The organism is Achromobacter sp. JD417 (assembly GCF_041879325.1).
GTDB classification, from domain to species: Bacteria; Pseudomonadota; Gammaproteobacteria; order Burkholderiales; family Burkholderiaceae_B; genus Achromobacter; species Achromobacter mucicolens.
This window is the reverse complement of the sequence record NZ_CP087159.1, coordinates 760,940-785,860: the sequence shown is the minus strand read 5'-3', so window position 1 is coordinate 785,860 and position 24,921 is coordinate 760,940. Positions and strand designations below refer to the sequence as shown.

Below are 24,921 nucleotides of genomic sequence, written 5' to 3'. Positions count from 1 at the left end.
CTCGCCGGTTATTATCATTCAACTTTATTGTGTCGGGCAGAACATGCTGGAATATCCAAAAATCGACCCCATCGCCCTGCAGATCGGGCCGCTAGCCATTCATTGGTATGGGCTGATGTACCTGGCGGGCTTCGCGCTCGTGTATTTGCTGGGCCGCCACCGCATCAAGAGCGGGCACACCACGTCCCTGAACGTGCGGGACCTGGAAGACCTGATCTTCTATAGCGTGCTGGGCGTGGTGCTGGGGGGCAGGCTGGGATACGTGCTGTTCTACAAGCCGGGCTATTACCTGTCGCATCCGCTTGAAGTGCTGTATCTGTGGCAAGGCGGCATGTCTTTCCACGGCGGCCTGATCGGCGTGATCCTGGTGATGCTGCTGTTCGCGCGCAAGAAGGGCCTGCCGTTCTTTGCGATCAGCGATTTCATTGCGCCGCTGATTCCGCTGGGACTGGGCTTTGGCCGGCTGGGCAATTTCATCAATGGCGAACTGTGGGGCCGTCCCACCGACGTGCCGTGGGCGATGGTGTTCCCCGACAGCGGCGACGGACTGCCGCGCCATCCGTCGCAGCTCTATGAGCTGGGCCTGGAAGGCATCGTGCTGTTTGCGCTGCTGTGGTGGTTTTCGAGCAAGCCGCGGCCGCTGGGACAGGTCAGCGGATTGTTCCTGATGGGCTATGGAACGTTCCGCTTCCTGGTGGAATTCACGCGCGAGCCGGACAACTTCCTGGGTCTGCTTGCGGGTGGATTGAGCATGGGACAGTGGCTGTCCCTGCCGATGGTCGCCCTGGGCGCCATCATGTTCAGTCTTACTGCAAAACGATCGTCCCGTTGACCGCGACGCTGACCGTCACGTTCCCTGCTTCAAGGGGAACGCTGACGTCGGCGCTGCTGAACGAACCGCCCTTTGCCATTGCCGCGCCGACCATGCGTTGAACCGGCACGGGGCCGCCGGAACCGCCAAGCTCGATCTTGGACAGGCGGTAGCCGGAAAAGCCGAAGGCATTGGCCGCGGCCAGTGCGCGATCCTTGAAGGCCTGCGCGGCTTCTTTCAGCAGCTTGCGCTCTTCGGCTTCACGGGCGGCCGGTGACAGCGAGAAGCTGATGTTGGAAATGGCGGTCTTGTCGGACAGCTTGGAAGCCAGCGCGGCGGCGGCCGCGAAGTCCTTGGACTCCAGCACGATTTCGCCCTGGCCGCGCCACGAGGCGATCTTTCCCTTGTTGTTCATGTTGGGCCAGACGTTGAAGCTGCTGGTGCGCACTTCCACGTCCTTCGTGTCGCGCGCACGCTTGACAGCGTCTTCGAGCGCGGCGGTGAGCTTCTGGCCGGCGGCCGGCTGGTCCGGCGCTTCAACTTCGGCGGACAGCGCAATGCGGACCGTGTCCTGCTTGACCTCGGAAGACGCCATGGCTTGCAAGGTCAGTTCGGGCGAGCGGTTTGCAGCGGGCTCGGCTTCGGCCGTTGCGGCAGGCGCCTGCGTCTGCGCGAAAACGGGTTGAGCCACAGCGATGGCGGCCACGGCTGCGCACGCCGCACCAAGCTTGGTGAGCGAAAAAACGGGGTGTTTGAACATGGACTGGTCCTAGGAGGGAGGACGAAGGGGATTTGCCGAGAGGCACCCGACGCGGACCTGCGCTAATGGCAGGCCCGCTGGGATAGATGCCCCGCCTGTGCCGTCAAGGCCGGCATCTCGAACCCTGAGGTTCAAGGTGGTCGCGTTCCGAAGAGCATCGGGTTCGTCTGCAAGAGACAATCACTCCAGCTCTGCACTCCCGCAACCAATATGCCAAAAAGACATAGGTTCAGAGAATGTATGGCCTAGTCACGAACACGGCAGGGACAAACTGAAAATTCTTGAATGCTGCTTATGAACGTTAGAGCAGTTTTTCCTGACCCGACAAGGCGTCATCGAGTACTGCGTTCATGTCCTCAATTCTACGCTTGAAGTCGCCGACCGCCAAACCGCCCAGCGGACCATCGGGCGCTTTCATTGCAAGCAACTCGCCAGCGACCTGCAATGCGGCCATCACGGCGATGCGTTCATTGCTGGAAACCTTGCCCGTGCCCTGGATGCGCAGCATGAGCTGATCGACATGGCGCACGGCGGCCAGCAACGTGGGCTTTTCTTCGGCGGAGCACGCAAGTGAGTACTCGCGGCCGAGGATCGATACGTCTACACGTTCCATTAGTGTTGCTCTCCGGACGGCGCACCCGGCAAACGGGCCAGGACGGCGTCGATGCGCTCGCGGGCCGACGCGGCGGCCACGCGCAAGCGCTGTAGTTCTGTGTCGCGCGATTGCAGGCTGCCCTGCAATTCGCTTTCGCGTGCGGCGAACCGCGACTCGAGCGCGTGGCGCTCGGCCGTCTCGCGCGCGAGTTGTTCGCGCAGCGCGGCTTCCGCCCGCTTGGCTTCTTCAAGCATGGCCGAGACGGCGCCGTCGTTATCTTGAAGTTTGCTTTGCAGCGTGACGACTTCGGCTTCGCGGTCAGCGGCGCGCTGCTTGAGCACGCGCTGCTCGGCTTCGAATTCGTTCACGCGTAGACGCAACGCGTCACGCTCGGCGTGGAGTTGGCGGGTGCGTTGCACCAGTTGCCCGATTCGGGCGGCGAGTTGGTCTAGATCTTGCAGCATGGGCGCTATCGTAAACCATCCGGGGATGGACCGGGCCTCTTCACGCAAGGTGAGAAACCCGGCAATATTCAGTAGGAAATACGGTTGGGTTTTGGCGCGCGCAGGTTACCGGCTCTTGCCTGCCATGAAAAGTCCCATCCCCCGAAATTGCCGCATCCGGCCGATCCGGCTTTCGCGATTCTTTCTATAAACTTTCACTTAGCTTTCAAAAAGCCCTCAAACTTTCGACCGCGTTACAAACGGGGTTCGGGAGTTCCCCAATTCTAGGGAAAACCCCAGGCTTTCACCGACCTTACAGGGTTTGCAGCGTGGCAGGCGTCCATTACCATTCGGCCTTTCAAGAAACCACGTCGTCGCTTTCAGAATAATTCATGGCACCCCGAAGTGCCTTTTTTGTGCCTGTCACTCGCCTTTCGGCGGGTGTCCCATCCGGCTACAAACCTCTTTTATCTACATGCTGTAAACAGGAGCCAACCAATCATGCAGCTACGCAATCGACAGGACTTCTGGTCGGGGGTGATGTTCATCGCCCTTGGGCTGGGATTCGCCTGGCAGGCCAGCAGCTACCAAATGGGTACTGCTGCCCGAATGGGACCCGGATACTTTCCTTTCTGGCTGGGCATTGTTCTCGCACTGCTCGGCGCCATCGTGCTGCTTGGCTCGCTGTCCAAGAAAGCCCATGAAACGCATGTCGACAAGTTCGACTGGCGCATCGTCTTCCTGGTGGTGGGCTCGGTCGTTCTATATGGCCTGATCCTCAAACTTCTGGGCGTCTACATCTCGGTGTTCGTGCTGGTGGTCGTCAGCAGCCTTGCCAGCCATGAATTCAACCTGAAGGTCGCCGTGGCCAACGGCATCTTCCTGGTGGTGTTCACCTACCTGGCATTCATCAAGGGGCTGGGGCTGATTTTCCCGCTGTGGCCGTCGTTTCTGGGCATGAACTGAGGAGCAACCGGTCATGGAATTGTTTGACAACCTGATGTTGGGTTTCTCGGTGGCGTTCACGCCCGAGAACCTCCTGTACGCACTGCTGGGCTGCATCCTGGGTACGCTGATCGGCGTGCTTCCGGGCATCGGCCCCGTCCCGACCATCGCCATGCTGCTGCCGATCACGTACGTGCTGCCCCCGGTGGCCGGCCTGATCATGCTGGCGGGTATTTACTACGGCGCCCAGTACGGCGGATCCACGACGGCAATTCTTGTGGCGCTGCCAGGGGAAACGTCTGCGGTGGTGACCGTGCTGGACGGTCACCAGATGGCCCGTAACGGCCGGGCGGGCGCTGCGCTGGCAATTGCCGCACTGGGCTCGTTCTTTGCCGGTTGCGTTGCCACGCTGCTGCTGGCTGCCTTTGCGCCCCCGCTGGCTGAAGTCGCGTTCAAGTTCGGCCCCGCCGAGTACTTCTCGCTGATGTGCCTGGGCCTGGTCGGCGCCGTGGTGCTGGCTTCGGGTTCGCTGCCCAAGGCCATCGCGATGATCATCCTGGGCCTGCTGCTCGGCATGGTCGGCACCGACGTCAACTCGGGCGTTGCCCGCTTCGACTTCGGCGTGCCGGAACTGCAGGACGGCATCGACTTCGCCATCGTGGCCATGGGCGTGTTCGGCTTTGCCGAAATCATGACCAACCTCGAGCAGAAGGAAAACCGCGTCGACATCACCGACAAGATCGGCACGCTGTATCCGAACAAGCAGGAATTCAAGGAAGCCGCCCCGGCTGTGCTGCGCGGCACGGCGCTGGGTTCGGCCCTGGGCATCCTGCCGGGCGGTGGTGCGGTGCTGTCGTCGTTCGCGTCGTACACGCTGGAAAAGAAGATCTCGAAGAATCCGGAACGCTTCGGCAAGGGCCACCCGGCCGGCCTGGCGGGCCCGGAATCGGCGAACAACGCCGCAGCCCAGACTTCGTTCATCCCGCTGCTGACGCTTGGTATCCCCGGCAACGCCGTGATGGCGCTGATGGTGGGCGCCATGACCATCCACAACATCCAGCCCGGCCCGCAAGTCATGTCGAGCCACCCGGAGCTGTTCTGGGGCCTGATCGCCTCGATGTGGATCGGCAACCTGATGCTGGTGGTGCTGAACCTGCCGCTGATCGGCCTGTGGGTCAAGCTGCTGAAGGTGCCCTACCGCATTCTGTTCCCGGCGATTCTGGTGTTCTGCACGATCGGTGTGTACTCGCTTAACTACAACCCGTTCGACATCTTCACCACAGCCATGTTCGGCATCATCGGGTATGTGTGGTCGAAGCTGAAGTGCGAAGGCGCCCCGCTGCTGCTGGGCCTGGTGCTGGGCCCCATGATGGAAGAGAACTTCCGCCGTGCCCTGCTGCTGTCGCGCGGCGACTTCTCCACCTTCGTGACGCGTCCGCTGTCCGCTACCCTGCTGGCCGTCGCCGTGTTCCTGGTGATCCTGGTGGCCCTGCCGGCCATCCGCAAGAAGCGCGAAGAGACCTTCGTCGAAGAGGAATAAGGCACAGCGCGCCGCCCTTGATGCGGCGCCCCAGCCTTCAAAACCCCCGGGCTTGTCCCGGGGGTTTTTCTTTGGGCGCTCGCCGCAATGAAGGCTACAAATACTTACGCCAAGCAACCAATCGTACAGAGACGGATTCATCTACGTTAAGCTACGGGTTTACCCCACGCGATGATTCGGACATGAATTTCGACTGGAAGAATCCCTACACGACCACCCGCACGCCTGTCTTCGCCCGCAATGTCGTCGCCACGTCCCACCCCTTGGCCGCTCAAGCAGGGTTGCGGATCCTGGCGCAAGGCGGCAATGCGGTGGACGCGGCCATCGCCGCGGCCTCTACCCTGGCATTGACCGAGCCGGTCAGCAACGGGCTGGGCTCGGACTGCTTTGCGATCGTCTGGGATGGGGCGAAGCTGCATGGCCTGAACGCTTCCGGACCAGCGCCGGCGGCCTGGAACGTGGACTACTTCCGGCGCAAGCATCAAGGCGCGATCCCCGCGCGCGGCTGGGACAGCGTGACCGTGCCGGGCTGCGTGGCCGGCTGGGGTGCGTTGCATGAGAAGCTGGGCCGCCTGTCTTTCGCCGATATCCTGGCACCCGCCATCGAATACGCCGAACGCGGTTTCGCGATCACGCCCATGGTGCACCAGAAGTGGGCCGCGCAAGCCGACGTGCTGCAGCCGCAGCCGGGCTTTGCCGATCATTTCCTGCCGCGCGGGCGCGCGCCGCACATTGGCGAACACTTCGTGCTGCAAGGCGCGGCAGCCACGCTCAAGCGCATCGCCGCGACCAGCGGACGCGATTTCTACGAAGGCGAGACCGCCCACAAGCTGGTGGCGCACGCGCAGGCGCACGATGCAGCCCTGACGCTAAAGGATCTGCGCGAATTCGCGCCCGAATGGGTGACCCCGATCAGCCAGTCATACCGCGGCCATACGCTGCACCAGATTCCGCCCAATGGCCAAGGCATCGCCGCGCTGATCGCGCTGGGGATCCTGCAGAATTTCGATCTGGCCGCGCGCCCGATCGATCATCCCGAGACGCAGCACTTGCTGATCGAGGCGATGAAGCTCGCCTTTGCCGACGTCTATGCGCACGTGGCCGATGCACGCCACATGCAGGTCGCGCCCGAGCAAATGCTGCGCGCGGACTACCTGGCCGAACGCGCGCGCCTGATCGATCCGCGGTCGGCGCAAACCTTCGCCACCGGCCACGCGCCGCAAGGCGGCACGGTCTACCTGACCGCCGCCGACCGCAACGGGATGATGGTCAGCTTCATTCAGTCGAACTACATGGGGTTTGGATCTGGCGTCGTGGCGCCAGGCACCGGCGTCAGCCTGCAGAACCGCGGGTACGGCTTCAGCACCGATCCCGATCATGCGAATGTGGTCGCGGGCGGGAAGCGGCCGTTTCACACGATCATTCCGGGTTTCCTGATGCGTGACGGCGCCCCGGTGATGAGCTTTGGCGTCATGGGCGGCAACATGCAGCCGCAGGGCCAGATGCAGGCGCTGGTGCGCATGCTGGACTACGGCCAGCAGCCGCAGGCCGCGTGCGACGCGCCGCGCTGGAAGTGGAACCGCGGCCTTGAGGTGGACCTGGAGGCGACGGTCTCGCCCGCTGTTGTCCAGGGGCTGCGCGAGCGCGGCCATGTGCTGCAGGGCATGGAAGATCCCTACATGGACTTTGGATCGGGCCAGTTCATCTGGCGGCTGGGCGATCCGGCCGTCGATGGCTACGTCAGCGCCAGCGACAGCCGCCGAGATGGACTCGCCGCCGGCTTTTGATTGCGTTAAGGTTAGTGTCCTGAAACAGACCTACCCTTATTCAGCGGAGTCCACTGCATGGCAACGATCGGTACCAAGAGCTACGACGCAGCCGTAGCCCAGAAAGTCGCTTTCCTCGGATTGGGCGTGATGGGCTTGCCCATGGCCGGTCACCTGGCCCGCGCCGGGCACGACGTCACCGTCTACAACCGCACGCCCGCCAAGGCGCAGGCCTGGGTTGCCGAGTTTGGCGGCCACAGCGCCGCCACGCCGCGCGAAGCCGTTGCCGGCGCACAGATCGTCTTTGCCTGCGTGGGCAACGATGACGACCTGCGCAGCGTCGTGCTGGGCCCGGACGGCGCGTTTGCGGGCATGGCGCCCGGCGCCGTGTTCGTCGACCATACGACCGCTTCCGCCGACGTGGCGCGTGAACTCCATGCGCACGCCAAGGAACTGGGCCTGAACTTCATCGACGCCCCCGTGTCGGGCGGCCAGGCGGGCGCCGTCAACGGCGTGCTGACGGTCATGTGCGGCGGCGAGCAGGCGGTGTTCGACGCGGTCAAGCCGGTGGCCCAGTGCTTTGGCCGCGCGGTCACGCTGGTGGGCCCCCCGGGCGCCGGCCAACTTGCCAAGATGGTCAACCAGATCTGCATCGCCGGCATCGTGCAGGGCCTGTCGGAGGCCATCGCGTTCGGCCAGGCGGCGGACCTGGACATGAAGCAGGTGCTGGACGTGATCAGCAAGGGCGCGGCGCAGAGCTGGCAGATGGAGAACCGCGGCGGGACCATGGTCGACGACAAGTTCGACTTCGGCTTTGCGGTGGACTGGATGCGCAAGGACCTTGGCCTGGTGCTGGCCGAGGCGCGCAACAACGGCGCGCGCCTGCCCTTGACCGCGCTGGTGGACCAGTTCTACGGCGACGTCCAGAAGCTGGGCGGCGGCCGCTGGGACACGTCCAGCCTCATCAAGCGGCTGCGCGACTAAAGATCTGGTTTTTCGCGCCTACGAAAAGGGCGAGCCTCGCAGCTCGCCTTTTTTATGCCCGGTGCGCGCGGTCAGGCGGCAAGCGAGGCTTGGCCGGCGGCCGGCAGCAGCGCATCGATGCGTTGCTTGGCCAGGGCCAGCCCTTCCAGCGCGGCCACTTCGCCCATGGCCATGCCTTCGGCGGCAATGAAGGTCACATCGGTCATGCCCAGGAAGGCGAGCATCTGGCGCAGGTAAGGCGTCATCGTGTCCGAGGGCGTGCCCTCGGCCTTGCCGCCACGCGCGGTCAGCACGACCACCTGCTTACCCTTGACGAGCCCCTCGGGCACGCCTTCCGGCGTATAACGGAACGTGACCCCGGCGCGCGCCAGGTGGTCCAGATAGGACTTGAATTGCGCCGGCAGGTTGAAGTTGTACACGGGCACGGCGAACACGATGCGATCGGCGTCCATCAGTTCAGCAATGAGCGAGTCGCTCAGCTCGACCAGCCGCTGCTGCTCGACGGTACGGGACTCGGCGGGCGTGAACAGGGCGCCGGCGGTGTTGCCATCGAAGTAAGGAATGGGTTGCGCGCCGATGTCGCGGACCTTGATGGCCGAGGCCGGGTTGGCAGCCTTGACGCGGGCAATCAGGTGATCGGCCAATTGCTTGCTGTTGGAACGTTCGCCGAGAATCGAGGAAAGGATGATCAGGGTCTTCATTGCAGTATCTCCAGTGGGTTCCCCCGGGCGGGGGGCTGGATCTGTCAGCGCCGCACCCGTCAGGATGATCGGGCGGGGCCTTGCCGCTTGGGCGGCGTTGGCAGATCCGTTGTGCATGGCGTCACTGTAGATGGACCGATTGAATACATAAATACGGGTATGATGAACTGTTCGTTCCAAACATAGAACAATCATGCAAGATCTCAATGACCTCTACTACTTTTCGCAAGTCGTCGAGCAAGGAGGCTTCAGCGCGGCGGCACGCGCGCTGGACATCCCGAAATCCCGTCTCTCCCGCCGAATCTCACACCTGGAAGAAAGCCTGGGCGTGCGTCTCTTGCAGCGCACCACCCGCCGGCTGCGTCTGACGTCCGCCGGCGAACGCTATCTGCATTACTGCCGCGAGATGGCCGCCTCGGCTCGGGCTGCGGACGACGCCATGCGGCAGTTGCAGGCTGAGCCCACGGGTCCGGTCATCGTGAGTTGCCCGGTGTCGATCGCGCAGGACGTGCTGGCGCCGCTGCTGCCGGAATTCCTGGATGCGTGGCCGGCGATCTCGGTGCAATTGCTGGTCACCAACCGGCGCGTGGACCTGATCCGCGAGGGCGTGGATCTGGCGCTGCGGGTCCGCACGAAGCTGGACACGGACGCGGAACTGGTCGTGCGGCATCTGGGCACGGCGCGCGGCACGCTGGTGGCCAGCCCCGGCTATCTGCAACGCCACGGCGCGCCCGACACGCCGCAGGATCTGGCGTCTCACGTCACGCTGAGCTTCAGCGATCCGCAAAATGAAGTGCGCTGGCCCCTGCGCAACGACAAGGGCGAAGAGGTGCACATCGAACTGAAGCCGCAACTGTCATGCAACGATTTCATCGTGCTGACGGAAGCGGCCGTGCGCGGACGCGGCATTGCCCTGCTGCCGTCGATTGCCACGCAGGAGGAACTGCGCCGCGGGCAGCTAGTGCCGGTGCTGCCGCAATGGCAGTCGCCCGAGGGCATCGTGCACTGCATCTATCCGTCACGGCGGGGCATGATGCCCGCCGTGCGAACGCTGCTGGATTTTCTGTCGCAGCGCCTGCCCTCGATGTACGAGCGTCTGGATAAAGCCGCGTCTCCCGCGCCTCAGTAGCCGCGCGAGCGCTCGACCACGCCGGTGATGGCTTCGCCGCGCTTCAGTTGCGCGACCTTGCCCGCGATCTGCGCGATGCTTTCGTCGCGCAGCGTGCGCGCCGCGATATGGGGCGTGACGTGGACCCGCGGGTCGTGCCAGAACGGGTGATCCTTGGGCAGCGGCTCGGTGTGAAAGACATCGAGCGTGGCGCCCGCGATCTCGCCCTCTTCAAGCATCTGCACCAGATCGTCCTCGACCAGATGCTCGCCGCGTCCGACGTTGACCAGATGCGCGCCGGGCAGCAGCCGCGACAGGGTCTCGCGATTCAGGATGCCCTGCGTGTCGGGCGTGAGCGGCAGCACATTGACCAGAAAGCGCGTGCGGCCAAGGAATTCGGGCAAGGCGGCTTCGCCTGCGAAGGATTCGACACCGGGAATCTGGCGCGGCGACCGCGACCAGCCCGCGACGGGGTAGCCGAACTCGGCCAGCGTCTGCGCCACGCGCGCGCCGACCTGTCCCAGCCCCAGAACCCCCACGGGCCAGTCGGCTTGCCGGGTGCCTTCGCGGGTGTCCCAATGCTGCCGTGCCTGCGCCTGGTCGAAGGCTTCGAAATCGCGCGAGACGCGCAGCAATGCATACAGCGCGTATTCGGCCATCTGCACCGCCATGCCGGCGTCTTCGAGGCGAACGATGCGCACGTGATCGGGAATCTCGGGCATCTTCAACAAGGCATCGACGCCCGCGCCCAGATTGAAGAGCGTCTTCAAACCGGTTTCGTGCTGGAAGAGCTGGACGGGCGGACGCCAGACCAACGCGACTTCGGCGCCGGAGGGCGGACCGTCCGGGTTCCAGACCGAAATACGGCAGCCGGGCATCGCGGCCTCGAGGCGAGGCACCCAGGCGTCGGGATCGTGATGGGGACAAGCAAAGAGAATGTGCATGGTGGCAGCGGGCAGGCGATGAAAACCCCAAGCATGAGGGATGCCGCCGCACAAATCAAACGGCCCGGGCGCAAGCCGAGCCTGCACAAGTAAAACGGCCCGGCGTGAGCCGGGCCTGCACAAGTAGAACGGCCCGGCCTAAGCCGGGCCGCGTGTGCCGAATGCCAGGGCCGGGGATCAGGCCGTCTGCGGCACTTCGGGCTTGTTCTTGTGCTTGTTGCGGCGCAGGAAGGCCCAGACCTGCAGCGTGATCAGCAACGCGCTCGCGCCGATGAACCATGCGCTGATCGGACGTTCGACGAACACAGCCAGGTCACCGCGCGAGAGCAGCAGCGCGCGGCGGAAGTTCTCTTCGACCATGGGGCCGAGCACGAAGCCCAGCAGGATGGGCGCGACCGAGAATTCCAGCGTCATGAGCACCGCGCCAATCACGCCGAACGCCAGCACTTCCCAGATCTGGAAGAGACTGTTCTGCGTGCTGTACACGCCCACTGCGATGAAGAACAGCGCCGACGGGAAGAGGTAGCGGTAAGGCACCTGCAGCAACTTGACCCACACGCCGATGAGCGGCACGTTCAGCACCATGAGCAGCACGTTGCCCACCCAGAAGCTGGCGATCAGGCCCCAGAAGATGTCCGGATGCTCCGTGATGAGCTGCGGGCCGGGCTGGATGCCCTGAATCAGCAGCGCGCCCAGAATCAGCGCCATCACCGCGTCGCCGGGAATGCCCAGGCTCATCGTCGGGATGAAGTCGACCTGCGTCTTCGAGTGCGACGACGCTTCCGGCGAAGCCACGCCGGCGATCATGCCGGTGCCGAATTTCTCGGGCGTCTTGGAGATCTTGCGCTCGAGCGCGTAGGCGACAAACGTGGTGATCGTCGGGCCGGTGCCGGGCATGGCGCCGAACAGCGTGCCGACGGCCGTGCCGCGCACCATGGGCCAGAAGGCGGTCTTCAGTTCCTGCTTGCTGGGCCGCATGTCGCGCAGGCGCAGCTTGGCGCCGCTGCCGATGATGGTCATGCGGTTCACGCTCATCAGGAAGTCGGCAACGCCGAACAGACCCATCGAGATCGCGACCAGTTCCAGGCCGTCGGACAGGTCGAGCAAGCCGAACGAAAACCGGATGGTGCCCGTGTTCACGTCGGTGCCCACCACGCCGCACATCAGGCCGAACAGCGTCATCGCCACGCCCTTGAGCGGCGAGCCGCGCGACATGGTGGCGCCTGCCAAGAGGCCCAGCAGCATGATCGAGAAGATCTCGGTCGGGCCGAACTTGAACGCGACTTCAACCAGCAGCGGCGAGGCAAAGATCATGACGATGATGCCGACCGACGCCGCGAAGAACGAGCAGATCATCGTGATGCCGAGCGCTGTCCCGCCCTTGCCCTGTTTGGTCAGTGGATAACCGTCCAGGCAGGTAACCGCGTGCGGCGGATGCGAAGGCAGGTTGAGCAGGATCGCGCCGATGGCGCCGCCGTATTGCGAGCCATAGAAAATGCCGGCCAGCATCAGGATTGCGGGCACGGGCTGCATGACGTAGGTGAGCGGCAAGAGGATCGAGATCGCGGACAGCGCGCCCATGCCGGGCAGCACGCCGATGAGGTTGCCCACCAGCACGCCGAAGAACGACCACATCAGGTTGTGCCATTGGAACGCGACGCCGAAGCCGTACCAAAGGTCTACCAAAGCTTGAGAAATCATGGCGCTTCAACCCCAACGGAACAGCGGAAGCTGCAGTTGCAGCGCCCACCAGAAAACGACGACCGCGATCGCGGACATGGCGATCGACAGCAGGACGGCCTGCTTGATCGTGTTGGTGCGGTCGCCCAGCGCGGAGATGAAGACGATGGCGAATGTGGCGGGCAACAGGCCGCCGTAATGGCCGAGCAGCAGGAAGGCCAGGATGCCGAGCAGGATGCAGACACTGCCGCGGATGTCCGGCATGCCGGTGGGATGGCCTTCAGCGGGCGCGGGAGCCGAAGGTTCGGCCGAGCGCGCCGACATCGCGATCAGCAGGCCGGTGAGCGCCAGCAGGCCGCCCAGCGCCGCGGGAAAGAATCCCGGACCCATGTGGCTGAGCGAGCCGATGTGATAGTCCGTGCCGCCGTAGATCGCAGCCAGACCGATCAGGACCATCAGCGCACCGCCGTAATAGTCCTTTCTGTTGATTGTCTTTTTCACTTCCGTCCTCCTTCCTTGTGCCGGCAGCGCCGGCCTTTCATGCGCTGCTCGAAGCGGACAGCGCCCGGCCCCTGACGACAGGCCGGATCGCAGATTACGGAAGGAAGCTGCTAATCCGCTTTCTATGCGCTGTCGCCTTCCTGAATCCGGGGGTTATCCCTGATCGGCAGGCGCGCCAGGCGCAAGAAAGTAGCGGACAGTGAAGAAACGGGCGCTATTGATCGCCCTTGAGCTGGACCTCTGCGGGTCTCGGATACTGCGATACGGTGGGCGCCAGCGGCAGCCACAGCACCGACGCAAGGCCAACGCCGCCCTGGTCGTTGGGCTCGCCGTCGCGCAGTTCGATATCGCCCTCGTTGCGGCGTGCGTAGGCGCGCGCAATGCCCAATCCCAAGCCGGAACCGGAGGAAGTCATCGGCTTGTCGGTGCCCACGCGCTCGAATCGCGTGAAGGCGCGCGTGCGCATGACCGGATCCAGGCCGGGGCCGTTGTCGGACACGGCAACCTCGACGCGGTTGTCGGCGCGGCACACGGATACCGTGATGCGCGCGCCCGCCGGGGCGTAATGGATGGCGTTGTGCACAAGGTTGGACAGCGCTTCGTGCAGTTCGGCTTCGTTGCCCGACACCGGCACCGGCGTGTCCTGGCCGTCTTCGGCATCGGCCTGCACCCAACCCAGGTCCTGCTGTTTTTCGTGCGCGAGCGGCAGGTACTGCAACACGACTTCGCGCGACACGGCGTTCATGTCGAGCAACTGGCGCGGGGTCTGGCCGGCCTGGTTGGCGTGCGCCAGCGACAGCAATTGCTCGGTCAGCCGGCGCGTGCGGCCCAACTGGTCGACGATGGCGCGCAGCCCTTCGCGCACGCGTGCCGGGTCGCGCTCGCGCAGCGTGTATTGGGCCTGCGTCAGCATGATGGCAAGCGGCGTGCGCAACTGGTGCGAGGCGTCGGCAAGGAAGCTGGATTGCTCGTCCAGCACCCGCCGGTAACGGGCGATGTGGTGATTGACGGCCTCCACCAGTGGAGCGACCTCACTGGGCACGCGCGAGGCGTCCAGCGGCGTCAGATCGTCGGGGCGGCGGCTGCGGATGTCGGACTGCAGCCGTCGCAGCGGCTTCAATGCCCAGGACACGCCCCACCACACCAGCAGCACGACCAAGGCCAGCATCCGCGAATCGCGCAGGATCTCCTGGCGCCGCGCGCTGTTCTCGGCCTCGATGCGCTTGCCAGTGCTTTCGGCCACGACCACCAGCACCTGGCGGTGCTGGCCCTGGTAATAGAGATCGCGCACGACGGACACGACCCGCACGGGGTCGTTGCGATACACGCCGTCGTAGAAGATGGGTTGGCCGTTCGAGCGGGGCCAGGACGGCGGACGCGGCATTTCAGGCATGCCGAGCAGCGTCTTGCCCTGCGTCTGGGGCACGGGCGACCCGTCGGGCAATGGAGGATCGATTTCCTCGATGCGGAAATACTTGCGCAGACCCGCCCGGGATTCGAGCATGACCTGCGCATACAGCGGCGTGGCCACCTGCAGGTTGCCGTCGGGCGTGAATTCAAGGCTGCTTTCAAGCACCCGCGCCGGCTCCACCAAGGCGCTGTCGTAGGCCTCGTTGGTGATTTCGGAAAGGGTGCGGTAGTCGTTCAGGCTGTCGATGACCAGCAGCACCACCACGCCGGGCAAGAGCAGGATGATGAGAAGCGCGCGGATGCCGACGCGCGGCAAACCGGGAATCCGCAGGCTCACTTAGGGTTCCGCGGACTCGCTGGCCACGCTTTCCAGCATGTAGCCCAGCCCGCGCACGGTCACGATGCGCACGTCGCTGCCGGCCAGCTTCTTGCGCAGACGGTGCAGCACGACTTCGATGGCGTCCGGATTGGCTTCGCTGTCGTGGGTGAAGACCTTGCCGAACAACTGCGACTTGTCCACCGGGTAGCCGCTGCGCGTCAGGAGCGCCGCCAGGGCGGCGTGTTCACGCGGGGTCAGGAACAGCAGCGATCCGTCCAGCGTGAAGGCACGGCTTTCGCTGTCGTAGGACAGCGAACCGCACTGCAGGCGCGGGTGCTGGCGGCCACGGCTGCGGCGCACGAGCGCCGTCAGGCGGGCTTCCAGTTCTTCCAGTGCGAAGGGCTTGGTCAGGAAGTCGTCCGCGCCCAGATTCAGGCCGCGGACGCGATCCTGCAGCGCGCCTTGCGCGGTCAGCAGGAGGACGGGGGTGCGGTCGTCGCGGTTGCGCATTTCGCGCAGGACGACGAGCCCATGCTTGTCGGGCAGGCGCAAGTCCATGACGATGGCATCGTATTCCGTGCCCGCCATGAAGGCTTCGGCCGTGCGCGCATCCGCCGCGTGATCGGGTACGAACCCGCTTTGGGCGAGCGCGCGCATCAGCCAGGACGCCATGTCCCGTTCGTCTTCAACCAACAATATGCGCATGACCGTCCGTTCCTTCGGGCAAATTCTCTGCTGCCCGCTGACCATGCACACGCTGGCGCAGGTAGCGGGTTTCGTGATGGCGCCGAAAGAGGATAGCCGACAACTCGTTCAACGCCTGGGTATAGACGTCTCGCTTGAACTCGATGACGGCATCCAGCGGAACCCAGTACTGGCTCCAGCGCCAGGCGTCGAATTCCGGATGCTGCGTCGCGCGCAAGCACACATCACTGTCACGTCCCACCAGGCGCAACAAGAACCAAATCTGTTTTTGTCCTTTATAGTGGCCGCGCCACTCACGCCGGACAAAGTGATCGGGCACGTTATAACGTAACCAATCGCGTGTACGCCCCAAAATACGGACATGCTCGGGCTTCAGGCCCACCTCTTCATGGAGTTCGCGATACATGGCCTGCACCGGGCTTTCGCCATACTTGATGCCGCCCTGAGGGAACTGCCATGCATGTTCCCTGATACGCTTGCCCCAAAAGACCTCGTTTCTAGTGTTGACGAGAATGATGCCGACATTGGGGCGGTAGCCTTCGCGGTCAAGCATGGGCCACCCCCACCGAATTCAATACAATTACGGTCGATTATACGTATCTGCTGCCACCTTTAAACATGCGCGCATCCAACTACCACATCAACACCCTCAAAGAAGCCCCTTCCGAAGCGGAAGTTGCCAGCCACCAGCTGATGACCCGCGCCGGGATGATCCGCAAGCTCGCGGGCGGCATCTACACCTACATGCCGCTGGGCCTGAAGGTCATCCGCAAGGTCGAGGCGATCATCCGCGAAGAAATGAACGCGGCGGGCGCCATCGAGTTGCTGATGCCCGTGGTGCAGCCGGCCGAGCTCTGGCAGGAATCCGGCCGCTGGGAGCAATACGGCGCGGAACTGCTGCGCATCAAGGACCGCCACCAGCGCGATTTCGTGCTGCAGCCGACGTCCGAGGAAGTCATCACGGACATCGCCCGCAATGAAATCCACAGCTACCGCCAGCTGCCGCTGAACTTCTATCACATTCAGACCAAGTTCCGGGACGAGCGCCGTCCGCGCTTCGGCCTGATGCGCGGCCGCGAATTCACGATGAAGGACGCCTACTCCTTCGACCGCGACGAAGCCGGCGCCCAGCGCAGCTACGACACCATGTTTGCCGCCTACATGCGCATCTTTGGCCGCCTGGGCCTGGAGTTCCGCGCGGTGGCGGCCGACACGGGCTCCATCGGCGGCACGCGCAGCCATGAATTCCAGGTGATCGCAGACACAGGCGAAGACCTGCTGGTCTACAACGCGGAATCGGACTACGCGGCCAACATCGAACTGGCGGAAGCGCCCAGCCTGTATGCCACCCGTGCCGCCGCCGCCCAGGCGATGGCGGACGTCGCCACGCCCGGCGCGGCCAAGTGCGAGGACGTGGCCAAGCTGCTGGGCATTCCCCTAGAGCGCACGATCAAGTCGATCGTTCTGGCCACCGATGGCGAAAAAGGCAAGGTCGACATCTGGCTGCTGCTCCTGCGCGGCGACCACGAACTGAACGAGATCAAGGCGGGCAAGCTGCCGGGCCTGGCAGGCTTCCGGTTCGCCACCGAAGCCGAAATCGTCGAGTACTTCGGCTGCAAGCCCGGCTACCTGGGCCCGGTCAAGACGGCCAAGCCGGTCCACGTGATTGCCGACCGCACCGTCGCCAACATGGCCGATTTCGTCTGCGGCGCCAACCGCGAAGACTTCCACATCCAGGGCGTGAACTGGGGCCGCGATCTGCCCGAGCCGAAACTGGTGGCCGACCTGCGCAACGTCGTGGCGGGCGACCCCTCGCCGGATGGCAAGGGCACGCTGTCGATCCAGCGCGGCATCGAAGTGGGCCATGTCTTCTATCTGGGCAAGAAGTACTCCGAAGCCCTGAAGGCCACCTTCCTGGACGAAACCGGCAAGCCGGCCGTCCTGGAAATGGGCTGCTACGGCATCGGCGTGACCCGCATCGTGGGCGCCGCCATCGAGCAGAACCATGACGCCCGCGGCATCATCTGGCCCCGCGCGCTCGCCCCCTTCGAAGTGGTCATCTGCCCCGTGGGCTGGGGCAAAAGTGAAACGGTGCGTGACACCGCGCAAAAGCTCTATGAATCCTTGCTCGCGCGCGGCGTGGACGTCATGCTGGACGACCGCGATGCCCGCCCCGGCGTCATGTTTGCCGAGTGGGAACTGATCGGTGCGCCGCTGCGTGTAACAGTTGGAGAACGCGGCCTGAACGACGGTGTGGTGGAATTGCAGGCCCGTCGGGAAACCGAAGCGGCCAAGATTCCGGTAGAGTCCGCGCTGGAAGCGGTGCTGACGAAGCTCGACACGCTTTAACCCTGTAGCTGCTACGGACTTACCGCGTCCCGACCCGCACCATCATTTCCTGAGTATCGTGACCGATCAGAAGTCCGCCGAATCCACCCTGCAAGTCCGCGTCTACTACGAAGACACGGATGCCGGCGGGGTGGTTTTCTACGCTAACTACTTGAAATTCCTGGAGCGGGCCCGCACCGAATGGCTGCGCGATCTGGGCGTCAACCAATCCGGGTTGGCTGCCAGCGAGCAACGGCTGTTCGTTGTCCGCGCCCTGGACATGTCCTACCGCAAACCGGCCAGACTGGACGATTTGCTTACCATACGCAGCCGAGTCACCAAACTGGGCCGCGCTTCGATACACTTCGCGCAGCGCGCGGAGCGCAACGGGGAACTGCTTGCCGAAGGCAACATCCAAGTCTGTTGCGTCGATGCCGTTCACATGCGGCCGGCAAAATTGCCGGCCGACATTCGCGCAAAACTGGAATTCATTCAGGAATAACCATGCAAGTCACCAACGACATGTCGTTGCTTTCGCTGATTTCGCACGCCAGCGTGCCGGTCCAGCTGATCATGCTGATGCTGTTGGGCATCTCGATCATGTCCTGGACCTACATCTTCGCCAAGCGCATGGCCATCAAGCGGGCCCATGACCAGACGCGCCGCTTCGAAGACGACTTCTGGTCGGGCGGCGACCTGTCGATGCTGCAGCAGGCCGTGGCCTCGCGCCGCGACGAGCAAGGCGCCCTCGCCCGCATCTTCGATGCCGGCATGACCGAATTCCTGAAGGCCCGCCGCGGCAATGCCAGCGGCGACGCCACGGCAGTGCTGGACGGCCCGCGCCGCGCCATGCGCGCTGCCTACCAGCGCGAAATGGACGCGCTGGAATCGCACCTGAACTTCCTGGCCTCCGCCGGTTCGGTGTCCCCGTACATCGGTCTCCTGGGCACGGTCTGGGGCATCATGCACGCCTTCATCGGCCTGTCGAACATGCAGCAGGCCACGCTGGCCTCGGTGGCTCCCGGCATTGCCGAGGCGCTGATCGCCACCGCCATCGGCCTGTTCGCCGCCATTCCTGCCGTGGTTGCCTACAACCGTTTCACGAATGACATCGACCGCATCTCGATCCGCTTTGACAGCTTCGTCGATGAATTCCTGAACATTCTGCAACGGCAGGTGCGCTAATGCCCTCGGTAAGCTCGCGCGGCAGGTCCGGCCGCCGCATGAAGGCCGACATCAACGTGGTGCCGTACATCGACGTGATGCTGGTGCTGCTGGTCATCTTCATGGTGACCGCGCCCCTCATTACGCCCGGGCTGATCCAACTGCCGTCGGTGGGCGCCGCCTCCGACGTGCCCGTCAAGCCGCTGGAAGTCCAGATTTCGGAAGACGGCAAGATCGCGCTGCGCATGCGCGAAGCCGGCGCCACCATGCAGGACATCGCGCGCACCGAACTGGTGGCGCAAGTGCGTTCGCGCATTACCGCGGAAACGCCGGTGGTCATCGCCGCCGACGGCAAGGTGCCCTACGAGACGGTTGTGAAGGTCATGGACGAGCTGCGCACCAACGGCATTACCCGCCTGGGTCTGCTGGTGGACCAGTCCGCCGCAGGCGCCCAACAGCCCGCACCCGCCAAGAAACGCTAACGCGCCGCCATCCGCCGGCCCGGCCGGCATGCACCGCACATGACGCCACCCATAATTCGACACCGCAGCGGCCCGCCGGCCACCCCGCCCAACAACGACAACCGGAATTCGCTGATTCTGGCTGTGGCGGTGCACCTGCTGCTGCTGGTTGCCCTGATCTTTGGCGTGAACTGGCATACCGAGAACCCTGGCCCCGTCCAGGTGGAACTCTGGGCAGACGGCAATTCGCCCGTCTCGCCGCCGCCCACGCCGCAGCCCGAACCGCCCAAACCCCAACCCAAGCCGCAGCCCGAGCCGGAGCCTGAAAAGACGCCGGAGCCGCCGCCTCCGCCCCCGCCTCCTCCGCCGCCGCCAGAGCCCCAACCGCAAGTCCAGGCCAAGACCGAGGAAGTCGATCCCGAGATCGCCATCCAGGAGGCGAAGAAAAAGCGCGAGCAGGAAGAGAAGGCCCGCGAAGCCGCCGAGGCCGCCAAGGAAAAGGCGCGCCTGGAAGAAGAGCGTAAGCAGGCGGAGCTGAAGGAAAAGAAGCGCCTGGAGCAGGAACGCCAGGCCGCCGAGAAGGCCGCCGCTGAAAAGGCCGCCGCCGAGAAGGCTGCCGCCCAGAAGGCCGCGGCGGAGAAGGCTGCCGCCGAAAAGGCTGCTGCTGAAAAGGCGGCTGCCGAGAAGGCCGCCGCCGAAAAGGCCGCCGCCGAGAAGAAGGCCAAGGAAGAAGCCGCCAAGAAGGCAGCAGCTGAAAAGGCTGCCGCCGAGAAAGCCGCTGCCGAGAAGGCTGCGGCCGAGAAGGCGGCTGCGGAAAAGGCTGCCGCCGAGAAGGCCGCCGCTGCCAAGAAGGCCGCCGCCGACAAGGCGTTGAAGGACGCGTTCCGCAACGACGCCCTGGGCGCCGCCGGCATTCCGGGCGGCACCGCCGACCGCAACCAGGCGGGCGGCGGACGCGACAGCGGCTATGGCGCCAAGGTCCGGGCCTGCGTGCAGCCCGGGGTGGCGTATCCGCCTCCGCCCCGCAGCGGCTCGGGAAATCCGACCGCGCAATACCGGGTACAGTTAGGTTCTGACGGGAAGGTGAATGGCGTCACGTTGACCAGTTCTTCTGGCAACCCGGGCTTCGACCGTGCGGTCGAAACCGGCATCCGCCGTTGCAACCCGTTCCCGAAGCCCTCGACGGGCCGCTACGAACCCATTATTGACGTTGTCTACAGAATGTATGACTGACAGGAGATTGACGAACATGACTCCCGCTTATAGTCGACGAGTACCCACTCTCGCGCTCTGGAGAGCGTATGGAATCGGATTGCTGATGGTGGCGCTTGCCTGCCTGATGGCCATGAAGCCCGCCCACGCGCAGCTGCGTGTCGACATCTCCGGCACCGGCGCCACGCAATACCCCGTGGCCATCGCCGACTTCGCGGTCGATGACACCCACGGCCGAGCACTGGCCGAAGTCATTCGCGCCGACCTGACCCGCACCGGCCAGTTCCGCCTGATCAACGCCGCGGGCTCCGGCCTGAACGTGGATTCCCCGATCGCCCACGACGACTGGCGCGGCAAGGGTGCGGACTTCATCGCCTACGGCAGCATCACGCGGGGCGCCGATGGCCGCTACGACGTGCGCTACCGCCTGGCCGACACGGTCAAGAAGTCGCAGCTGGACGGCGTGGCCTTCTCGGGCACCGAGCAGGAACTGCGCCGCGTGGCCCACCAGATCGCCGATCGCATCTACGAAAAGATCACCGGCGTTCGCGGCGTGTTCTCGACGCGTATCGCGTACGTGCTGAAGAAGGGTTCCACCTACGAACTGCAGGTGGCTGACGCCGACGGCCAGAATCCCCAGGTCGCTCTGCGCTCGCGCGAGCCGATCATTTCGCCGTCCTGGTCGCCCGATGGCAGCAAGCTTGCTTACGTGAGCTTCGAGTCCGGCAAGCCCGTCGTCTATGTGCACACCCTGGCCACCAGCGCGCGTGCACCGGTCGCCAACTTCAAGGGCAACAACAGCGCCCCCGGTTGGTCGCCTGACGGCAGCAAGCTCGCGGTCGCTCTGACGCGTGACGGTTTGTCGCAAATTTACGTCGTTAATGCGGCCGATGGCTCGAATCCGACCCGAGTTACGCGTTCTCCCGGGATTGACACCGAGCCGAGCTTTACGCCTGACGGTGCTTCCATTATCTTTACGAGTGACCGCAGCGGCGGGCCGCAAATCTATCAGACCGGCTCGACAGGCGGCGAAGCCCGCCGTCTCACGTTTAATGGTGGTTACAACATATCACCCCGAATTTCCCCCGACGGATCGACGCTGCTGTACGTTGCAAGACGAGACGGCGCGTTTCGAATCGCATCCTTGAACCTGTCCACTGGCGCCGAAGCCTTGCTGACTGATGGTCGTGACGATCAGTCGCCCAGCTTTGCGCCAAACGGCATGCAAGTGCTCTACGCAGCCATCCAGAATGGCCGTAGCGTGCTTGCAGGTGTCTCGAGCGATGGACGCGTACGACAGACGCTTTCGGTACTGAACGGGGAAATACGTGAACCGACTTGGGGCCCATTTACCCGATAACACGTGTGACTCTCTTTGCAAAGGAACTATCATGAAGTCGCGCATTGCCAAAAGCCTAACCATCGCCGCTCTGGCTGCCGCCCTGGCAGCTTGCAGCTCCGTCCCTCTCGACGATAAAGCGGGTCAGGGTGGAGGCGCTGGCCAAGGATCTTCGGCCTCTGGCCAAATCCTTGATCCTTTCAACCCCCAAAGCATCCTGGCGCAACAGCGCTCGGTGTACTTTGATTTCGACAGCTACACCGTGTCGGACCAATACCGTGGCCTGGTCGAAACCCATGCCAAGTACCTGGCCTCGCACCAACAGCAAAAGATCAAGATCGAAGGCAACACCGACGAACGCGGCGGTGCTGAGTACAACCTGGCCCTCGGCCAGCGTCGTGCCGACGCCGTGCGTCGCATGATGACCCTGCTGGGCGTCAGCGACAACCAGATCGAAACCATCAGCTTCGGCAAGGAAAAGCCGCGCTCGACGGGTACGACTGAAGCCGACTTTGCCGAAAACCGCCGCGCCGATATCAATTATCTGCGTTAAGCTTTTCGCTTAGTCTGGAGCCCTACCTCGCGTCGGGACGGCCAGCCGGCCGTCCCGACGTTTGTTTTTATCCCCGGGAATATTCATGCGCGATCAAGTTCTGTCCCTGCGTCCCCTGATTGTGGCCACTGGCCTGGCGCTAGCCGCCCTCACGGCCCCCGCTCACGCTTTTTCCGACGATGAAGCCCGCAAGGCCATCCTGGATTTGCGCCAGCAGGTGCAGCAGCAGAACGAGCAAAGCCAGCGCGCCAAGCTGCAATTGGCCGACCAGATTCAATCCCTGCAGCAGGAAATTGCCCAGCTGCGCGATCAGCTCGAGCTGGTGTCGCGCCAGCAACCGAGCGCCAAGCCCGGCGGCGGCGCGCCAGGTAGCGCAAATCCCCCGGGCGCCTCTGCCGGCGATCCCCAGGAACAGACCGCCTATGACGGCGCGATGGACCTGTTCCGCAAGGGCCAATACAAGGAAGCCGCCGAATCGCTGGCCGCCTTCACCGCGCTCTACCCCAACAGCCAGCTCGCGCCCAGCGCCCAGTTCTATCAGGGCAGCAGCCGCTATGCGCTCAAGGACTTCAAGGGCACCATCGAGCAGTTGAACGCCATGGTGCAAAAGTCGCCGGACAACGCCCGCGCGCCGGATGCCCTGCTGATCATCGCGGGCAGCCAGATCGAACTGAACAACCGCGCGGGCGCCAAGGCCACCTTGCAACGCATCGTGCGCGACTACCCCACCACGCCGGCCGCCACCACGGCCAAGAGCCGGCTGCAATTGCTGCAGTAATGCCGCACGCCGCCAGCGCGGCAGGCGCTTACCGCCAGATTCTTCGCCGCCGGGCGGGGCTGATTGCCCTGCTGCTGGCGGCGATTCTGTTTGCGCTGCTGATCGACTTCACCGTGGGCCCGTCCGGCCTGCCCTGGCGCGCGCTCTGGCAGACGCTTGCCGCGCCCGCCGATGCTGATCCGACCTATCGCGTGATCGTCTGGGACATCCGCCTGCCGTCGGCCCTGATGGCCGCGCTGGTGGGCATGGCGCTCGGCCTGGCGGGCGCCGAGATGCAGACCATCCTGAACAATCCTCTCGCCAGCCCGTTCACCCTGGGCGTGTCGTCGGCGGCGGCCTTTGGCGCCTCGCTGGCGATCGTGCTCCAGTTCGGTCTGCCGGGCGTTCCCGCCGGCTGGCTGATTGCCGCCAACGCCTTTCTATTTGCCCTGCTGGCGGCGCTGCTGCTGGATGCCGTGGGCCGCTGGGGCGGCATGAATACATCGGGCGTCGTGCTGTTCGGCATCGCGATGGTGTTCACCTTCAATGCGCTGGTGTCGCTAGTGCAATTCACCGCCAGCGCCGAAGCCTTGCAGAACCTGGTGTTCTGGACGATGGGCAGCCTGGCGCGTTCCAGCTGGACGACCGTGGGCGTGCTGGCGCTGGCGTTCGCGGTGGCCTTGCCGCTGGCCATGCGGCAATCCTGGAAGCTGACCGCGCTGCGGCTGGGCGAGGACCGCGCCGCCAGCTTTGGCGTGGATGTGCGCCGCGTGCGCGTTGCGGCGTTGGCGCGCGTGAGCCTGCTGTCCGCGCTGGCGGTCGCCTTTGTCGGGACGATCGGGTTCATCGGACTCGTGGCGCCGCACATCGCGCGCCGGCTCTTCGGCGAAGACCACCGCTTCTATCTGCCGGGCAGCGCCCTGGTGGGCGCGGTGATTCTGTCGCTGGCGTCGATCGCATCCAAGAATCTCATGCCGGGCGTGGTGGTGCCCGTGGGCATCGTGACCGCGCTGGTGGGCATTCCCTTTTTCGTTTCCGTCGTGCTGCGCAGGCAATTGCCATGACAAGGCCCGCTCCCGCTCCACACCCCGCCGGCCTGGCGGTCCAGGCGCTTTCGGCCGGTTACGGGCGCGAAGACGTGCTGCACGACCTGACGATCCCCGCGCTTGCCGCGGGCGAAGTGACGGCGTTGCTGGGCCCGAACGGCAGCGGCAAGTCCACGTTGCTCAAGGCGCTGGCCGGCTTGGTGCGGCCCCGCGCGGGCGGCGCGGCGCTCGACGGGCTGGATCTTACGCGCCTTGACCACGCCGAGCGTGCCCGCCACGTCGTGTACCTGCCTCAAAGCCTGCCCGCAGCCGTACACCTGCGCGTATTCGAGTCCGTGCTGGTCGCGGCCCGCGCCAGCGGCGCGGCGGCGCGCCCCGTGGACCTCCAAGCCATCGACCAGCTGCTGGCGCGGTTGGGCATCGCGCATCTGGCCCTTCACTATCTGGACGCGCTGTCTGGCGGACAAAAGCAATTGGTGGGGCTGGCGCAGGCGCTGATCCGCCACCCGCGCGTGCTGCTGCTGGACGAGCCGCTATCGGCCCTGGATCTGAACTACCAATTCCACGTCATGCGCCTGCTGCAGCAGGAAACGCGCGAGCATGGCCTGATCAGCCTCATCGTGCTGCACGACCTGAACGTGGCGCTTCAGCATGCGGACCAGGCCGTGATGATCCATGAAGGGCGGCTGCACGCCGCAGGCAGCCCGGCCGACGTCATCACGCCCGACGCGCTGGCTGCCGTCTATGGCGTGCAGGCGCGCGTGGAGGCGTGCTCGAAAGGCCGCCGGCAGGTGCTGATCGACGGGTTGCAGGCGCACCCGGGCTGAACCGCGCAGCCCGGCACGGGCA

The 24,921-nt window shown here is 64.6% G+C and carries 26 protein-coding genes and 1 other RNA gene; 16 read left to right on the top strand and 11 right to left on the bottom strand.

Going from position 1 to position 24,921, the window contains the following annotated elements:
• Nucleotides 1-43 precede the first annotated feature (43 nt).
• A complete protein-coding gene (lgt, locus tag LN047_RS03575) occupies nucleotides 44-832 on the top strand; it encodes a prolipoprotein diacylglyceryl transferase (protein WP_056327922.1) in 789 nt (262 codons plus the stop codon).
• Here lgt and LN047_RS03570 read toward each other — a convergent pair.
• From LN047_RS03570 to LN047_RS03555, 4 genes are all read right to left on the bottom strand, one after another.
• The gene (locus tag LN047_RS03570) at nucleotides 807-1,571 is read right to left on the bottom strand and encodes an SIMPL domain-containing protein (protein ID WP_271264180.1); all 765 of its coding nucleotides are present in this window, start codon (nucleotides 1,569-1,571) and stop codon (nucleotides 807-809) included. The genes lgt and LN047_RS03570 overlap by 26 nt on opposite strands.
• A gap of 84 nt (nucleotides 1,572-1,655) precedes the next feature.
• Nucleotides 1,656-1,841, bottom strand: a non-coding RNA gene (ssrS, locus tag LN047_RS03565) — 6S RNA.
• A gap of 31 nt (nucleotides 1,842-1,872) precedes the next feature.
• A complete protein-coding gene (locus LN047_RS03560; protein ID WP_056327920.1) occupies nucleotides 1,873-2,184 on the bottom strand; it encodes a cell division protein ZapA in 312 nt (103 codons plus the stop codon).
• Nucleotides 2,184-2,630 carry a hypothetical protein gene (locus LN047_RS03555; protein WP_056327919.1) on the bottom strand — a complete coding sequence of 149 codons (447 nt, stop codon included), beginning with the start codon at nucleotides 2,628-2,630 and terminating at the stop codon, nucleotides 2,184-2,186. Before LN047_RS03555 ends, LN047_RS03560 begins: the two co-directional genes overlap by 1 nt.
• 480 nt (nucleotides 2,631-3,110) lie before the next feature.
• Between LN047_RS03555 and LN047_RS03550 the strand changes: the two genes are divergently transcribed.
• The 4 genes from LN047_RS03550 (at nucleotide 3,111) to LN047_RS03535 (ending at nucleotide 7,844) form a co-directional block, all read left to right on the top strand.
• On the top strand, nucleotides 3,111-3,575 hold the full coding sequence (locus LN047_RS03550; RefSeq protein WP_175186395.1) for a tripartite tricarboxylate transporter TctB family protein: 465 nt from the start codon (nucleotides 3,111-3,113) through the stop codon (nucleotides 3,573-3,575).
• Nucleotides 3,576-3,588: 13 nt separating this feature from the next.
• Nucleotides 3,589-5,094, top strand: a complete 1,506-nt coding sequence (locus tag LN047_RS03545; protein WP_373981170.1) for a tripartite tricarboxylate transporter permease — start codon at nucleotides 3,589-3,591, stop codon at nucleotides 5,092-5,094.
• A gap of 182 nt (nucleotides 5,095-5,276) precedes the next feature.
• Nucleotides 5,277-6,881, top strand: a complete 1,605-nt coding sequence (locus LN047_RS03540; RefSeq protein ID WP_128829945.1) for a gamma-glutamyltransferase family protein — start codon at nucleotides 5,277-5,279, stop codon at nucleotides 6,879-6,881.
• A gap of 57 nt (nucleotides 6,882-6,938) precedes the next feature.
• Nucleotides 6,939-7,844, top strand: coding sequence for an NAD(P)-dependent oxidoreductase (locus LN047_RS03535; protein WP_062840955.1), 906 nt, complete (start codon nucleotides 6,939-6,941; stop codon nucleotides 7,842-7,844).
• Nucleotides 7,845-7,915: 71 nt separating this feature from the next.
• Here the strand turns inward: LN047_RS03535 and LN047_RS03530 are convergent, their stop codons facing one another.
• Complete coding sequence (locus LN047_RS03530; protein ID WP_373981169.1) at nucleotides 7,916-8,545, bottom strand: FMN-dependent NADH-azoreductase; 630 nt, start codon at nucleotides 8,543-8,545, stop codon at nucleotides 7,916-7,918.
• 193 nt (nucleotides 8,546-8,738) lie between these two features.
• On the opposite strand from LN047_RS03530, the gene LN047_RS03525 reads away from it, so the two are divergent.
• Complete coding sequence (locus LN047_RS03525; RefSeq protein ID WP_056327913.1) at nucleotides 8,739-9,674, top strand: LysR family transcriptional regulator; 936 nt, start codon at nucleotides 8,739-8,741, stop codon at nucleotides 9,672-9,674.
• Here LN047_RS03525 and LN047_RS03520 read toward each other — a convergent pair.
• The 6 genes from LN047_RS03520 to LN047_RS03495 all read right to left on the bottom strand — a co-directional run bounded on the left by LN047_RS03520 (nucleotide 9,668) and on the right by LN047_RS03495 (nucleotide 15,765).
• Complete coding sequence (locus LN047_RS03520; protein ID WP_056327912.1) at nucleotides 9,668-10,597, bottom strand: glyoxylate/hydroxypyruvate reductase A; 930 nt, start codon at nucleotides 10,595-10,597, stop codon at nucleotides 9,668-9,670. The genes LN047_RS03525 and LN047_RS03520 overlap by 7 nt on opposite strands.
• A 177-nt stretch (nucleotides 10,598-10,774) precedes the next feature.
• Entirely contained in the window at nucleotides 10,775-12,298 is a 1,524-nt protein-coding gene (locus LN047_RS03515; RefSeq protein WP_056327911.1) for a tripartite tricarboxylate transporter permease, read from the bottom strand.
• 6 nt (nucleotides 12,299-12,304) lie between these two features.
• The gene (locus LN047_RS03510) at nucleotides 12,305-12,733 is read right to left on the bottom strand and encodes a tripartite tricarboxylate transporter TctB family protein (RefSeq protein WP_056327938.1); all 429 of its coding nucleotides are present in this window, start codon (nucleotides 12,731-12,733) and stop codon (nucleotides 12,305-12,307) included.
• Nucleotides 12,734-12,992: 259 nt separating this feature from the next.
• Complete coding sequence (locus tag LN047_RS03505; protein ID WP_226848077.1) at nucleotides 12,993-14,525, bottom strand: sensor histidine kinase; 1,533 nt, start codon at nucleotides 14,523-14,525, stop codon at nucleotides 12,993-12,995.
• Nucleotides 14,526-15,212 carry a response regulator gene (locus LN047_RS03500; RefSeq protein WP_056327910.1) on the bottom strand — a complete coding sequence of 229 codons (687 nt, stop codon included), beginning with the start codon at nucleotides 15,210-15,212 and terminating at the stop codon, nucleotides 14,526-14,528. It lies immediately after the preceding gene.
• Nucleotides 15,193-15,765: an RNA pyrophosphohydrolase gene (locus tag LN047_RS03495; RefSeq protein ID WP_056327909.1), complete on the bottom strand. Its 573-nt coding sequence runs from the start codon at nucleotides 15,763-15,765 to the stop codon at nucleotides 15,193-15,195. The genes LN047_RS03500 and LN047_RS03495 overlap by 20 nt, the downstream gene beginning before the upstream one ends.
• Nucleotides 15,766-15,830: 65 nt before the next feature.
• On the opposite strand from LN047_RS03495, the gene LN047_RS03490 reads away from it, so the two are divergent.
• The 10 genes from LN047_RS03490 (at nucleotide 15,831) to LN047_RS03445 (ending at nucleotide 24,899) form a co-directional block, all read left to right on the top strand.
• Complete coding sequence (locus tag LN047_RS03490) at nucleotides 15,831-17,561, top strand: proline--tRNA ligase (RefSeq protein ID WP_373981168.1); 1,731 nt, start codon at nucleotides 15,831-15,833, stop codon at nucleotides 17,559-17,561.
• A 58-nt stretch (nucleotides 17,562-17,619) separates the two neighbouring features.
• The gene (gene ybgC, locus LN047_RS03485) at nucleotides 17,620-18,042 is read left to right on the top strand and encodes a tol-pal system-associated acyl-CoA thioesterase (protein WP_373981167.1); all 423 of its coding nucleotides are present in this window, start codon (nucleotides 17,620-17,622) and stop codon (nucleotides 18,040-18,042) included.
• Between the two features lie 2 nt (nucleotides 18,043-18,044).
• The gene (gene tolQ, locus LN047_RS03480; protein ID WP_056327907.1) at nucleotides 18,045-18,725 is read left to right on the top strand and encodes a protein TolQ; all 681 of its coding nucleotides are present in this window, start codon (nucleotides 18,045-18,047) and stop codon (nucleotides 18,723-18,725) included.
• The gene (gene tolR / locus LN047_RS03475; RefSeq protein ID WP_056327906.1) at nucleotides 18,725-19,186 is read left to right on the top strand and encodes a protein TolR; all 462 of its coding nucleotides are present in this window, start codon (nucleotides 18,725-18,727) and stop codon (nucleotides 19,184-19,186) included. The genes tolQ and tolR overlap by 1 nt, the downstream gene beginning before the upstream one ends.
• Nucleotides 19,187-19,225: 39 nt before the next feature.
• Nucleotides 19,226-20,398 carry a cell envelope integrity protein TolA gene (gene tolA, locus LN047_RS03470; protein WP_108005790.1) on the top strand — a complete coding sequence of 391 codons (1,173 nt, stop codon included), beginning with the start codon at nucleotides 19,226-19,228 and terminating at the stop codon, nucleotides 20,396-20,398.
• Nucleotides 20,399-20,414: 16 nt separating this feature from the next.
• Entirely contained in the window at nucleotides 20,415-21,737 is a 1,323-nt protein-coding gene (tolB, locus tag LN047_RS03465; RefSeq protein ID WP_056327904.1) for a Tol-Pal system beta propeller repeat protein TolB, read from the top strand.
• A gap of 31 nt (nucleotides 21,738-21,768) precedes the next feature.
• On the top strand, nucleotides 21,769-22,269 hold the full coding sequence (gene pal / locus LN047_RS03460) for a peptidoglycan-associated lipoprotein Pal (RefSeq protein ID WP_056564223.1): 501 nt from the start codon (nucleotides 21,769-21,771) through the stop codon (nucleotides 22,267-22,269).
• A gap of 85 nt (nucleotides 22,270-22,354) precedes the next feature.
• Nucleotides 22,355-23,047, top strand: a complete 693-nt coding sequence (ybgF, locus tag LN047_RS03455) for a tol-pal system protein YbgF (protein ID WP_280003833.1) — start codon at nucleotides 22,355-22,357, stop codon at nucleotides 23,045-23,047.
• A complete protein-coding gene (locus LN047_RS03450) occupies nucleotides 23,047-24,090 on the top strand; it encodes a FecCD family ABC transporter permease (RefSeq protein WP_373981166.1) in 1,044 nt (347 codons plus the stop codon). The genes ybgF and LN047_RS03450 overlap by 1 nt, the downstream gene beginning before the upstream one ends.
• On the top strand, nucleotides 24,087-24,899 hold the full coding sequence (locus tag LN047_RS03445; protein ID WP_175211644.1) for an ABC transporter ATP-binding protein: 813 nt from the start codon (nucleotides 24,087-24,089) through the stop codon (nucleotides 24,897-24,899). Before LN047_RS03450 ends, LN047_RS03445 begins: the two co-directional genes overlap by 4 nt.
• Nucleotides 24,900-24,921: the final 22 nt, after the last annotated feature.

What these genes read in the sequence shown, in the direction of transcription:
- LN047_RS03545 (WP_373981170.1), top strand. Translation starts at nt 3,589, where the DNA reads ATGGAATTGTTTGACAACCTGATGTTGGGTTTCTCGGTGGCGTTCACG.
- tolB (WP_056327904.1), top strand. Translation starts at nt 20,415, where the DNA reads ATGACTCCCGCTTATAGTCGACGAGTACCCACTCTCGCGCTCTGGAGA.
- LN047_RS03570 (WP_271264180.1), bottom strand. Translation starts at nt 1,571, where the DNA reads ATGTTCAAACACCCCGTTTTTTCGCTCACCAAGCTTGGTGCGGCGTGC.
- ybgF (WP_280003833.1), top strand. Translation starts at nt 22,355, where the DNA reads ATGCGCGATCAAGTTCTGTCCCTGCGTCCCCTGATTGTGGCCACTGGC.
- LN047_RS03560 (WP_056327920.1), bottom strand. Translation starts at nt 2,184, where the DNA reads ATGGAACGTGTAGACGTATCGATCCTCGGCCGCGAGTACTCACTTGCG.
- lgt (WP_056327922.1), top strand. Translation starts at nt 44, where the DNA reads ATGCTGGAATATCCAAAAATCGACCCCATCGCCCTGCAGATCGGGCCG.
- LN047_RS03500 (WP_056327910.1), bottom strand. Translation starts at nt 15,212, where the DNA reads ATGCGCATATTGTTGGTTGAAGACGAACGGGACATGGCGTCCTGGCTG.
- LN047_RS03495 (WP_056327909.1), bottom strand. Translation starts at nt 15,765, where the DNA reads ATGCTTGACCGCGAAGGCTACCGCCCCAATGTCGGCATCATTCTCGTC.
- pal (WP_056564223.1), top strand. Translation starts at nt 21,769, where the DNA reads ATGAAGTCGCGCATTGCCAAAAGCCTAACCATCGCCGCTCTGGCTGCC.
- LN047_RS03520 (WP_056327912.1), bottom strand. Translation starts at nt 10,597, where the DNA reads ATGCACATTCTCTTTGCTTGTCCCCATCACGATCCCGACGCCTGGGTG.
- LN047_RS03530 (WP_373981169.1), bottom strand. Translation starts at nt 8,545, where the DNA reads ATGAAGACCCTGATCATCCTTTCCTCGATTCTCGGCGAACGTTCCAAC.
- LN047_RS03550 (WP_175186395.1), top strand. Translation starts at nt 3,111, where the DNA reads ATGCAGCTACGCAATCGACAGGACTTCTGGTCGGGGGTGATGTTCATC.
- LN047_RS03555 (WP_056327919.1), bottom strand. Translation starts at nt 2,630, where the DNA reads ATGCTGCAAGATCTAGACCAACTCGCCGCCCGAATCGGGCAACTGGTG.
- LN047_RS03445 (WP_175211644.1), top strand. Translation starts at nt 24,087, where the DNA reads ATGACAAGGCCCGCTCCCGCTCCACACCCCGCCGGCCTGGCGGTCCAG.
- tolA (WP_108005790.1), top strand. Translation starts at nt 19,226, where the DNA reads ATGACGCCACCCATAATTCGACACCGCAGCGGCCCGCCGGCCACCCCG.
- tolR (WP_056327906.1), top strand. Translation starts at nt 18,725, where the DNA reads ATGCCCTCGGTAAGCTCGCGCGGCAGGTCCGGCCGCCGCATGAAGGCC.
- LN047_RS03540 (WP_128829945.1), top strand. Translation starts at nt 5,277, where the DNA reads ATGAATTTCGACTGGAAGAATCCCTACACGACCACCCGCACGCCTGTC.
- LN047_RS03510 (WP_056327938.1), bottom strand. Translation starts at nt 12,733, where the DNA reads ATGGTCCTGATCGGTCTGGCTGCGATCTACGGCGGCACGGACTATCAC.
- tolQ (WP_056327907.1), top strand. Translation starts at nt 18,045, where the DNA reads ATGCAAGTCACCAACGACATGTCGTTGCTTTCGCTGATTTCGCACGCC.
- LN047_RS03490 (WP_373981168.1), top strand. Translation starts at nt 15,831, where the DNA reads ATGCGCGCATCCAACTACCACATCAACACCCTCAAAGAAGCCCCTTCC.
- LN047_RS03535 (WP_062840955.1), top strand. Translation starts at nt 6,939, where the DNA reads ATGGCAACGATCGGTACCAAGAGCTACGACGCAGCCGTAGCCCAGAAA.
- LN047_RS03450 (WP_373981166.1), top strand. Translation starts at nt 23,047, where the DNA reads ATGCCGCACGCCGCCAGCGCGGCAGGCGCTTACCGCCAGATTCTTCGC.
- LN047_RS03525 (WP_056327913.1), top strand. Translation starts at nt 8,739, where the DNA reads ATGCAAGATCTCAATGACCTCTACTACTTTTCGCAAGTCGTCGAGCAA.
- LN047_RS03515 (WP_056327911.1), bottom strand. Translation starts at nt 12,298, where the DNA reads ATGATTTCTCAAGCTTTGGTAGACCTTTGGTACGGCTTCGGCGTCGCG.